This window comes from Spirosoma spitsbergense DSM 19989, from assembly GCF_000374085.1.
Taxonomy (GTDB): domain Bacteria; phylum Bacteroidota; class Bacteroidia; order Cytophagales; family Spirosomataceae; genus Spirosoma; species Spirosoma spitsbergense.
Genome location: NZ_KB893388.1, coordinates 201,753 through 212,470 on the forward strand (window position 1 = coordinate 201,753; position 10,718 = coordinate 212,470).

At 49.0% G+C, this 10,718-nt stretch carries 9 protein-coding genes; 1 reads left to right on the forward strand and 8 read right to left on the reverse strand.

Features of this window, described 5'->3' with window-relative positions:
• Positions 1-7 precede the first annotated feature (7 nt).
• Positions 8-3,187: a SusC/RagA family TonB-linked outer membrane protein gene (locus B157_RS0101760; RefSeq protein WP_020601660.1), complete on the reverse strand. Its 3,180-nt coding sequence runs from the start codon at positions 3,185-3,187 to the stop codon at positions 8-10.
• 279 nt (positions 3,188-3,466) lie between these two features.
• On the opposite strand from B157_RS0101760, the gene B157_RS0101765 reads away from it, so the two are divergent.
• Complete coding sequence (locus B157_RS0101765; protein WP_020601661.1) at positions 3,467-4,483, forward strand: GntR family transcriptional regulator; 1,017 nt, start codon at positions 3,467-3,469, stop codon at positions 4,481-4,483.
• A 58-nt stretch (positions 4,484-4,541) separates the two neighbouring features.
• Here the strand turns inward: B157_RS0101765 and B157_RS39550 are convergent, their stop codons facing one another.
• The 7 genes from B157_RS39550 to B157_RS0101800 form a co-directional block, all read right to left on the reverse strand.
• Positions 4,542-4,958, reverse strand: a complete 417-nt coding sequence (locus B157_RS39550; protein ID WP_245565005.1) for a hypothetical protein — start codon at positions 4,956-4,958, stop codon at positions 4,542-4,544.
• Between the two features lie 378 nt (positions 4,959-5,336).
• Positions 5,337-6,980 (reverse strand): S8 family serine peptidase, encoded by a 1,644-nt coding sequence (locus B157_RS0101775; protein WP_020601663.1) that lies wholly within the window; start codon positions 6,978-6,980, stop codon positions 5,337-5,339.
• On the reverse strand, positions 6,967-7,665 hold the full coding sequence (locus B157_RS0101780; protein WP_020601664.1) for a hypothetical protein: 699 nt from the start codon (positions 7,663-7,665) through the stop codon (positions 6,967-6,969). Before B157_RS0101780 ends, B157_RS0101775 begins: the two co-directional genes overlap by 14 nt.
• A 245-nt stretch (positions 7,666-7,910) precedes the next feature.
• Positions 7,911-8,513 (reverse strand): NifU family protein, encoded by a 603-nt coding sequence (locus tag B157_RS0101785; RefSeq protein WP_020601665.1) that lies wholly within the window; start codon positions 8,511-8,513, stop codon positions 7,911-7,913.
• Positions 8,514-8,641: 128 nt separating this feature from the next.
• Positions 8,642-8,944: a 50S ribosomal protein L27 gene (gene rpmA / locus B157_RS0101790; protein WP_020601666.1), complete on the reverse strand. Its 303-nt coding sequence runs from the start codon at positions 8,942-8,944 to the stop codon at positions 8,642-8,644.
• Positions 8,945-9,036: 92 nt separating this feature from the next.
• Positions 9,037-9,354, reverse strand: a complete 318-nt coding sequence (gene rplU / locus B157_RS0101795) for a 50S ribosomal protein L21 (RefSeq protein ID WP_020601667.1) — start codon at positions 9,352-9,354, stop codon at positions 9,037-9,039.
• A gap of 97 nt (positions 9,355-9,451) precedes the next feature.
• Positions 9,452-10,525, reverse strand: coding sequence for a peptidoglycan DD-metalloendopeptidase family protein (locus tag B157_RS0101800; protein WP_020601668.1), 1,074 nt, complete (start codon positions 10,523-10,525; stop codon positions 9,452-9,454).
• Positions 10,526-10,718 lie beyond the last annotated feature (193 nt).

The window sequence follows — 10,718 nt, forward strand, 5'->3', positions numbered from 1 at the left end:
GTGACGATTAGAAGTTAAGTTTCAGGCCGGTGGCAAACGTTCTGGGAATGGGGTACGACTCATCGTCGTTGTTGAGCTGGGTTCCTCCCCTCACTCCGGCATCCGGATTATTACCAGGGTATTTCGTGAATAGAAACAGGTTGTTTCCCGTCACAAAAATCCGGGCGTTACTCAGGATGGATTTGAACTTTGGCAGATTATAGCCAATGGTGATGGTTTTGAGCCAGACGTAACTGCCGTCGTATACATAGCGGTTACTGCTTTCGCGCGACCATTTGAAGTAGCTGGTTCCGCCCTGCGAATTGACGTTGGAAGGGTTCGTACCTGGATTCTCCGCCGACCGCCAGCGATCTTTTGCTTTATCGAGGACGTTGAAAACGCCGTCCATATTCATGGTAGAGGCTTCGATATTGCGGTAAATGTCAAAATCCTGCGCACCGAGGAACATTATGTTGATGTCGAACCGTTTGTAATCGCCCGCAAAGGTCCAGGCCCAGGTAAAGGCGGGGTTTGGATTGCCGATTTCTACCATGTCCTGCGTGTCGTAGGAAATAACCCCGTCGCCGTTGGTATCCTCAAACTTCATGGCCCCCGGAATGGCCCCGTCCTGCTTGGGAGCTGCGTCGATTTCGGCCTGCGTGTTGAAGATGCCGAGTTTGTTGTAGCCGTAAATCATCCCCACCGGCCGACCGACTTTCTGCACGTTGTAGCCACCGTAAAAACTACCGGAATACAGTGCATCATTGGGGCCTTTAATAGCCAGAATCTTATTTCGGTTGAAGCTGATGTTGGCATTGGTGCGGAAGTTAAACTGCCCGAAGTTAGTGCGGTATTCAGTCCCGATTTCAAACCCGTGATTTTCCACTTTACCGATGTTATCCAGACTGGTAGTAAAGCCAGAAACGGATGGGATGGATACCGGCAGCAGCATGTCGTTGGTAATCTTCTTGTAGTACTCGACGTTGAAAACCAACTTGTTGTTGAAAAGAGCCAAATCCATACCGATGTCCAACTGGTTTGATTTTTCCCACTTCAGCTCTGAGTTGGCGAATGAATTCACCACCTTACCAGCCGCAAATGAGTTGCCCAGGATGTAGTTATTAGCCCCCACGAAGGCCAGACTAGGGTAGTTACCGATATCATTGTTACCTGTTACGCCCCAGCTTGCCCGCAGTTTAAGGTCGGTTAGCCAGGCTGTTTTGGGCATAAATGGCTCTTCCGTAATGCGCCAGCCGATGGAAGCCGCCGGGAAATCGCCGTACTTGTTTTTGGCTCCAAACCGCGAACTGCCTTCCCGCCGGTACGATGCCGAGAATAAATACCTGTCTTTGTATGTATAGTTAACCCGGCTTAGAAATGCCAGGATTGACCACCCGTATTCGTATGAGCTGGATGATCGGATGGAGGCTGAACCAAGAAACGGCACCAAATCATCAGGAAAGGTATTACCATCTCCCCGCAGCCCGCGTACCTGTTCCTGCTGAGCGGTATAGCCCGCCAGTACATCGAAATTATGGTTAGCTCCCAATTGCGGTTTATAGGTCAGCAATTGATCCAGTGAATAGTTAATCAGGGTTTCGGTAATATCCGTTGCTCTGGCCGGCCGGGGTGGCGCACCCGACGTGCCGGGTGCTACCGGATTACCAATGGTAGAAGGTACGTACTCTTGAAAGACGTTTTGATTCAGTTTCACGTTAGCCGACGACCGGAACTTAAAATCTCGCAGAAACGACACCTCCACAAAGGCATTGGTCAGCAGGTCGGCGATGTTGCGCTTCCTGGCAATATTCTGCAGCATATACAGCGGATTGGGGAAACCAAACACACCATCGACTCCATTGATATAGGGAATAAGGTTGCCATCTGCATCGTAGGGCGTAGCGCGCGGGTCCATCAGCAGCGCACCGCCTACCAGGTTGCTTCGCCCGTCTGTATTGGCCACGTTTTGCCGGGTATAGGTGCCATTGATATTCAGCCCTACGTTCAAAAATTTATTAATCTGCCCGCCCAGGTTGGAGCGGACCGAGAAGCGGTCGTAACTCGTTTCTTTGAGGGTCCCGTTTTCTTTGTAGTACCCCGCCGAAAAAAGGGCCTTGATGGGACCGGTACCCGATGATACAGTCAGGTTTACATCCGAATAAGGGGCATTATTACGCGTAATCAGGTCGAACCAGTCTGTAGAATATTTGGTCTGCTCCGGAAAGCGGTAGCCAATGGGTACTTCATCGAGAGTAGGTTCACGATTCTGAAGAATACGAATCTGGTCCATGAAAATTTCTTTCTTGAACTGCGCAAATTCGATCCCGTTCAGCATCGTTACCCGCCTGGTTTTTGGTACGCTCTGAATGCCGTAATCGAGCGACAGGTTGATGCTTACTTTTCCATTAACGGCCTGCTTGGTGTTGATAAGTACAACCCCGTTGGAACCTCTGGCCCCGTAAATGGCCGTAGAAGCCGCATCTTTCAGCACCGTTACACTCTCGATGTCGTTCGAGTTGAGGTTTTGACCGATAGACGTGCCAACCACAAAACCATCGACCACATAGAGCGGGTCACTACCGGCCCCCAGCGAGCCAACACCCCGCACCCGCACTTCAAATGCACCGCCCGGCGTACCACTTTTTTGTTTGACAACTACCCCTGGTGCCCGTCCCTGTAAAATCTGGTTGGGGTTGCTGGCGGGCTGCTCGCCAATATCGCGCATATTGATCACCGACACGGCGGAGGTAATATCCTGCTTACGCTTGGAACCATAACCAATCACCACAATTTCATTCAGGGTTTGATCGTCAGGAGAGAGGGCGATGATTAAATTCGTTTTGTTACCAACGGGTAACTCCTGTTTTACATACCCTACAAAGCTGAAGACGAGTCTGGCATTCTCATTCGGAACCGCTATTTTAAACGTACCGTCACTATCGGTGGTGGTTCCCTGTGTAGTGCCTTTTACAACAACACTTACGCCCGGCAGGGTAACGCCTTTATCATCCGTCACTTTTCCAGATACCGTAATATCCGCTGATGGAGTATGTACGTCCAGTTGCTTTGCTTTTGGGATGTAATGAGCCATCAATCGACTCTTTGTAGCGAAGGTTTCTTCCTGCGGGAAGTCCTTTGGCACCTGAGCATAACTGGTCAGGCAGCCCGCTGCCATACCCAGCGTTATTAACTGATAAATTTTTTTCATGAGTATAAAGAAAAGAGTTAGGAATAGTAACATAGCTTGTAAAAAGCCAACCTAATGGTCAAATATTACCAAATCGATGTCGAGAACTTTCCTATACTTACCCAATTGGGCACATTTTATTAAAAAATAATTAAAGATCTTTCCCTGCCATCTTTAATTATTTTAATAGAATGATTACAGAAAATTCAAGAAAAAAGGAATGTCTAGCTTTTACAGGCGTATTCCTGTAAACTATTCTATCACTTAAATTGGATTTAATCCTGAATTACGCTTTTAGCCATGTTGTACAATATTAAAATCAATGATTACTCCAATACGCCTAAATACCAGCAGATATACAACTCGATTGTGGAAGGGATTGAGAATCGGGACATTCTGCCGGGTGCCAAACTACCCTCAATCCACGAAGTATGCGCTGAGTTTGATGTGGCAAAAGGGACAGTAGAACGGGCTTATGAACTCCTGAAAGAAAAAGAAATTATTGGGGCCGTAAAGGGGAAAGGATTTTATATCAACTACACGCCAACGGGACATAATCTGAAGATATTTCTGCTATTCAATAAGTTGAGCGTTCACAAGAAAATTATCTATGATTCTTTCGTCGAGATTCTTGGCCCAACTGTAGCTATCGACTTTTTTATTTATAACAACGATTTTCGGCTTTTTCGGGACCTGATTCAGCGGCAGACCCGCAATCATACACATTACGTCATTATTGGCCACTTTTTCGAGGGGGAAGAAAAAGCCGATGAACTGATCAATAGCTTACCCAAGCACAAACTGGTCATTCTGGATAAGTTTCTGGAAGGTATCACCGGGAATTATGCGGCTGTATTTCAGAACTTCGAGAAGGATTTGTATCAGGCACTGACCGAAGCTCTACCGCTGCTGAGAAAATACAAAACGCTGAGTATGCTGTTCCCTTCCTATACCTATCATCCCAAAGCTATCCTGAACGGCTACCATAATTTCTGCTACGAACATGGTTTCCAGACCCGGGTTATTCGTGATATAAAAGAAGAGTCGATTGAACCGGAGCAGGCATATATCAACCTGATGGAAGAAGATTTGGTTGAGCTAATCAAGAAGATTAAACAAACACCTTACGTATTAGGACAGGAAGTAGGCGTTTTATCCTACAATGAAACACCCCTGAAGGAGTTTCTGCTGGAAGGCATCACGGTGATGTCGACCGATTTTGCCCAGATGGGACGTACGGCTGCCCGGTTGGTACTCAGTGAAAGCGTCGAACACATCGAAAATCCGTTCCGGCTGATTGTCAGGAAATCGCTTTGATACGTCGGTGGAGACCTGCATGGATCTGGCCATATCCTACGAATAACTGTATTGTGAGTTAGTTCTTCGGATGGCCCATTTCTAACATCTGCTTCATGGTTATCACCATAAAATCAGGATTTATATCAAACAGTTGTGGAGCGACTGGCTGAGGCTTAACAGCGATTGCGGTATACCTGATGACCCAATCCACTTCCCGCTCCGAAAATTGAAGGGGTGTGCCTTTTAGTTGGCTCAGTGGCTCGAAAAACAAGGTTACTGGTGAATCCAGGTCTGCGCTGACCAACGCTTCAAATGATTTGGTGTTATCCACGTTTTTGAGAAGAACCCGCTCGGTTGGTATGCCTAGTAACGAAACTTTCTGACCTGTTTTCTCAGCGTTGTAAGTTTCCAGATGACCACTTGCGGCCCGTTTTGCTTTATCCAGTTTCTCCTCTTCATAAGTGGTCAGAATTGCCATTTTCTCCTTTTCCATACAGATAAAAATTCCGTTTGCGTTTCTGATTCGCACTACCCGTAGTGTATCGGAAGAATTCCTGGTGTCTACCAGAATCATTTCCTGACGGGCCAAATTCCCCTTTTTATAAACCTTCATCTGGACTATAGGTAAGGGAGTAGGGTTTTCTGAAAGCCGCTTAAGCGTGTCAACTTTGTAAAGTAATACACCCTCCTCAAAGGCAGGTTGAGCCTGTGAACCACTTGCGTACCCAATAAGTAGCGTACAAGTCAGAAGAAGACGAACCATATAATGCATAAAGGTTGTGATTTTCTTTTGTTTTCAAACTGTAGAAACCGTGCTGGAGGCTGAACCATTTAATTGCCTTAGACAATTAGGCAATTAAATCCCGTCAGCTTACTGCTTCACTACCTTCAACGTCCGCTTCTTATCGCCCGATACGAGCGTTAGGATGTACATACCGGCGGAGAGATTTAACCGGGGTAAAATAAAAGCAGCCAAGCCAGTTGACACGTATTGGTTTTGCCAGATGACCCGCCCGGCCAGATTGGTCAATGTGGCATCGAGGGGCGTGTTAATGGCAATCTCACCCCATTGAACACCCAGTAAGTCGGTATCGTTGAATGGGTTGGGGTAAACGACTAAGGAGCCGTAGGCATCGGCCAGCACGGATGCCCGCTCAAAATTCGGGATGCCATACCCTAACTGATCATCGGGAGCACCGTACTGACTCCCCGAACGACGGAGCGCATCGGTTACCTGAGTGGCTGTCAGGGTCGGGTGGGCCTGCCAGAAACCAGCCGCCAGCCCGGCCATCAGGGGCGTGGCAAAGGACGTGCCGTTCCCCGAGATTATCTGTCCACCCGGACTACCGACAATCGTGCCCTGACCCCGGGCTGCCAAATCGGGTTTCACCCGGCCATCGGCCGAGGGGCCAAACGAACTGAATGAGGCCCGTGTGCCCGCCTGTGTAACGGCACCAATGGCCAGCACGGATGCTGCATCAGATGGGGCCGACAGGTAACGCCAGCCAGAACTCCCCTCATTGCCAGCCGCCACCACCACAACTATTCCTGTTTCGGTAGCAATCTGAGCCGCCCGTGAGGAAAGAGCCGTTTTACCGTCCATGTTTTGGTACGTATAGCTGGTTGCCGGATCGTCGAACTGCGTGTAGCCCAGTGATGAACTAATCACATCGACCCCCGCACTGTCGGCATATTCGGCACCAAAAAGCCAGTTTGCTTCCTCTATTTGTTTTTCGGTGGCAGCATCTTCAGTACGGAGCAGAATAAAGGAAGCTTTGTAGGCCGTGCCGTACAGTTGATTATCAGCCGTAGCCGCAATGGCCGACAGGCAGGACAGTCCGTGGGCATCGTCCTCATACACACTGGTTTCTTTGCGGACAAAATCGTAGGTGGCCAGTACGCGTTTCTCATCGAAAACAGGTTTCAGAAAACCAACTTTGTCGGCATTCAGAAAACCGGCGTCCAGCACGCCAATGAGCATGCCCTCGCCATGAATACCCTGCTGGTGCATTTTATCGACGCCAAGCTGCGTAATCTGGGTTTGCGAATTTCCGTAGTTGAGGGGAGCAAGATCACCAAACTTGCTGGCGCTGGCCAATGGTTCTATTGATTGAGACTGACTTTCGGCACCCGTCCGGGCGTTGGCCAGTGACCGCCCAAATTCAAGCCCTTTTACGATGGGTAGCTTTTGCACGGTGTTGATCGAGGCATCGGTTGCCTCGACCAACACGGCATTGAGCCAGCGCGATGTGAACCAGATTTTGGCACCCGCCTGCTGAAGCTGGCTGATATAAGCCGGGTTAACGGGTAGGTCGCGTTCCAGCAGGGGAATGTTCTGTTTCTGCCGACGCAGGATAGACCGCTGGGATAGAAACCGGTCGGGCTGACTGACGCTGAAAGGCGAATTCGCCTTGTCTTTCAGTAGAACCAAATATTTGCGGGTTGCCTGCCCAAAACTGCTGAACTGACCCAGCAGCAATAGCAGCAGGACCAGGGTTGTTTTATTCGATGCCATACGTTTGGATTCTATAGACTTGCTTCGTGCCATAATCAATCTGGTTGCGTCCGCTACAGGCCGGTGTAGCCGTACAGAACTGAACAGCTACGCGTTCCGCATAAATTAGTCCCACTTGTCGGGCATACACATCAATACGTTTTTTTACTGAAATTAGTGTTGAATCCAACTGTTTCGATACGGTAACGGTTTCATCGAACGGCTTATCCTGTACGCGGTACGGTTGCCCTGCGTTGCGTATGGTGTAATCGTCCCGGCCCAACTGGTTGTAGCGGTTACTATCCCAGCTTAACTGATTAGCGACAGGCAATACTAACCGAACAAAATCCCTGCCGTTTTCAGTACGAATTGCTTCGTTATTGACCAGCCGGACCGCCCATACCGAATCGGCCTGCCAGGGCTGGTTTTCCGTGGTTCGCCGGTAACGGAAAAGCCGGTAAGCCGTTTGCCCGGTCACATCTGTATACGGCTGACCAATCCGTTCCTTCAGTTGATAGGTTCGGGAAACGGGGGGAGCGTTCAGTGAGAATTGCTGTTCCTCAACCCCGTAAATAACGTAGCGGTCAGTTTCAAGCGGGAAATAGTCATGGCCAGCCGCACCGGAATCCGTGATCGGTAACTGACAGCCTGAAAGTAGTAGTAGACTCTGTAGAACGAACGAGGTCAGTCGGGAAAGAATCGGCATAAGCTACCGGAAAGTTTATTTTCTAAGATAAACCACTGACTGGATAAACACAAACTGAACGGGCAGCCGGTGTGTTTGACGCCGGTTTTGATGCGATATCGGTTTCTTAAAACAAATAGTATATGAATCACACCAGACCATTTCATCGGAAAATGTACTACACTATTGGGGGCTGGCGAAACAAAAACCGCCACCGGAGCTTAGCCGATGGCGGTTTTTGGTACTGATTGGTATGAAAAGGATTATTACACCCCTTCGGCTTCTACCAATTTTACTTCCGGCACCAGGCGTGTCAACAGATTTTCTATACCTGCTTTGAGAGTGAGGGTAGAGGAGGGACAGCCGCTGCACGACCCCTGCAACAGCACTTTCACCGTGCCGCTCGGCTCATCGAAAGAATAAAAACTGATAGCTCCCCCGTCCGATTCAACGGCGGGTTTGATATACTGGTCCAGTACCGCCTTTATTTTTTGCACCGTTTCGGAGTCCATATCCAGCTTGGTAGAATTAGTATCCATGGTGCGCTGGGCGAAAACGGGTTTCTTCTCGCCAAAGTAATCTTTCAGGAAAAGTTTTACTTCCAGCATGACCTCGTCCCAGTCGGTTTCTTCGTCTTTGGTGACGGTTACGAAGTTTCCTGAGATAAATACCCGCTGCACGAAGTCGAAGCCGAACAGCGCTACTGCCAGCGGAGAGGCTTTCCCTTCCAGGAGGGCATCGCCCGGCGTGGCATAATCGAACGAGAGTCCGGCGGGTACGAGTTCAAAATTTACCACAAATTTCATGGAGTTCGGATTGGGGCTTCCCTCTGTGAAAATGGATATGGGACGATCTAGGGTCTGATTCATATAGTAGTCTGATTAGAAAAACCAACGGTTTGTTAGCTGTTTAACAGTCAGGTCATTTTTTTAGTTTTTGCGTACGAAAAAACCCGCCTGGCAGAAGTCAGGCGGGTTTTATTTCGTAAACCGGTTCACTAAGCCGCTTCGGTAGCTGGAACGGGAGCCGCTTCAACTACTGATGGGCCAGCCGGAATGATATCGACGTACGAACGGCTATCGCGGCCGGGACGGAATTTTACGGTACCGTCAACCAGGGCGAAAATCGTGTAATCTTTACCCAGACCAACGTTTTTGCCGGGATGATGTTTTGTGCCGCGCTGGCGGATGATAATGTTGCCGGCAATGGCCGACTCACCGCCGAATAGTTTTACGCCCAGGCGTTTGCTGTGCGAATCACGACCGTTTTTGGAACTACCTACACCTTTCTTGTGTGCCATTTTTTTTAAGGAGTGAGGAGCTAGGAGCGAGGAGCGAGAATAAGATTGCCGGACGGCTCCTTACTCCTCACTCCTCACTCCTCGCTCCTGTTTTATAAAGTTATATCTTCGATCAGGACCTTCGTCAGATATTGACGGTGGCCGTTTTTCTTTTTGTAGCCTTTCCGACGCTTTTTCTTGAAGACGAGTACTTTTTCGCCTTTCAGATGCTCGACAATTTTTGCCGATATCGTCGCACCAGCGACGGTTGGAGCTCCAATGGAAATGCTCCCTTCGTTGTCAACAAGGAGAACTTTCACCTTGTCGGAGGCAAGTGCAGCGTCCACATCGCCCTCTAACCGGTGGGTATAGATGGTGCGACCCTTCTGGATCTTGAATTGCTGCCCTGCGATCTCTACGATTGCGTACATGTGTATTGATATATATTGAAAATGAGGGTGCAAAGGTACTGCTTTTACTATAAACCTCAAACACTTAGGTGGCAAATTTCAGTCTGCCATCACTTTTTCAGTGTACCCTCAGTTTTTGACCTGGCCGAATACGGGAGCGGGAGGAAAGATGATTTTGCCGACTCAGGGTGGAAACCGATACGCCGTATTTTTCGGCAATAGTACTCAGCGTTTCGCCGGACCGAACCCGGTGTATGACCGTCCGTTTGAAGCGCGGTCTGGAACTGGATTCTGACGAAGACGAAACACTACCCCCACGCAGGTAATCCCAAACCGAACCCGTTAGCAGGAAATGGTCGGAATTGATGGTATTTTCCGGGAACGAATAAATATTGAGGGGGCTGAATGGGTTACCTTCAAATCGGGTTTCGAAGTGAAGGTGTGGGCCAGAACTGCGGCCTGTGCTACCACCCAGTCCGAGCTGGTCGCCCGCTTTGACCAGTTGGCCGGTTTCAACGGTTTGTTTCGACATGTGGCCGTACAGTGTTTCAAGACCATTGTAGTGCCGAACCAGTACGTAACGTCCGTAGCCGTTACCATCCCAGCCTACCACCCGAACAACGCCATCGAAAGCGACATAAATGGGTTCTCCCGTATCCAGGTCAAGGTCGGTGCCGGTGTGCCAGCGGCCCCACCGGTACCCAAAGTTGGAAGTCATTTTGCCTTCGTCCAGCGGAGCCGACCAAAAGTGATTGGCTGGAGGGTCGTAGAGCTTGATGTCGATGGCTTCGTTGAACTGTAGCGGGTCAATGCTGTAGGGATTGATGGTGTGCGAATCCCAAACGGCATAATAATCAGCGATTTTGACCCATTCATTGCCAATGAGTGCTGAGTCAATGACTTCAACAACACTGGTTTCGCCTAAGTCAATCTGACTGGTATCCTCGCTGGCAACGGGATTTAATTCTTTTTTCGGTTCAAACTGGCTGTTGAATCGTAACTGAGTAGTTTCCTGTTCAAACGGGTCGTCCGCTTTTTGCGGCTGATCAACGACCGGAGCATTGGGAGTTGCTCCATTTTTTGGGGTAATACGCAGGTTGTTTTTAAATCGCCCGCGCTCCTGGGCCTGTACCGTTACGGTAAAAAACAGGCACCCAATGGCTATTAGCCATTGCGTAGCGGTTTCTTTCATAGTTATCATGAATCAGTCAGTGGGTTAGTGAGTGGGCAATGTTACCTACTCACTGATGTTACGCAGCCTTGGCCAATAGAGTAGATTGACTTTTGAGGCTGTTGAGTTCCTGCAAAGCCAACTTAGTTGCATTTAGCGTCAGCAATTTCTTTAAAGCAAAATGATTTTTTGATGTGGACAGCCGTAAGGCTTC

What these genes read in the sequence shown, in the direction of transcription:
- B157_RS0101785 (WP_020601665.1), bottom strand. Translation starts at nt 8,513, where the DNA reads ATGAATCAGACCCTAGATCGTCCCATATCCATTTTCACAGAGGGAAGC.
- B157_RS0101775 (WP_020601663.1), bottom strand. Translation starts at nt 6,980, where the DNA reads ATGGCATCGAATAAAACAACCCTGGTCCTGCTGCTATTGCTGCTGGGT.
- B157_RS0101765 (WP_020601661.1), top strand. Translation starts at nt 3,467, where the DNA reads ATGTTGTACAATATTAAAATCAATGATTACTCCAATACGCCTAAATAC.
- rpmA (WP_020601666.1), bottom strand. Translation starts at nt 8,944, where the DNA reads ATGGCACACAAGAAAGGTGTAGGTAGTTCCAAAAACGGTCGTGATTCG.
- B157_RS0101800 (WP_020601668.1), bottom strand. Translation starts at nt 10,525, where the DNA reads ATGAAAGAAACCGCTACGCAATGGCTAATAGCCATTGGGTGCCTGTTT.
- B157_RS0101760 (WP_020601660.1), bottom strand. Translation starts at nt 3,187, where the DNA reads ATGAAAAAAATTTATCAGTTAATAACGCTGGGTATGGCAGCGGGCTGC.
- B157_RS0101780 (WP_020601664.1), bottom strand. Translation starts at nt 7,665, where the DNA reads ATGCCGATTCTTTCCCGACTGACCTCGTTCGTTCTACAGAGTCTACTA.
- rplU (WP_020601667.1), bottom strand. Translation starts at nt 9,354, where the DNA reads ATGTACGCAATCGTAGAGATCGCAGGGCAGCAATTCAAGATCCAGAAG.
- B157_RS39550 (WP_245565005.1), bottom strand. Translation starts at nt 4,958, where the DNA reads ATGGAAAAGGAGAAAATGGCAATTCTGACCACTTATGAAGAGGAGAAA.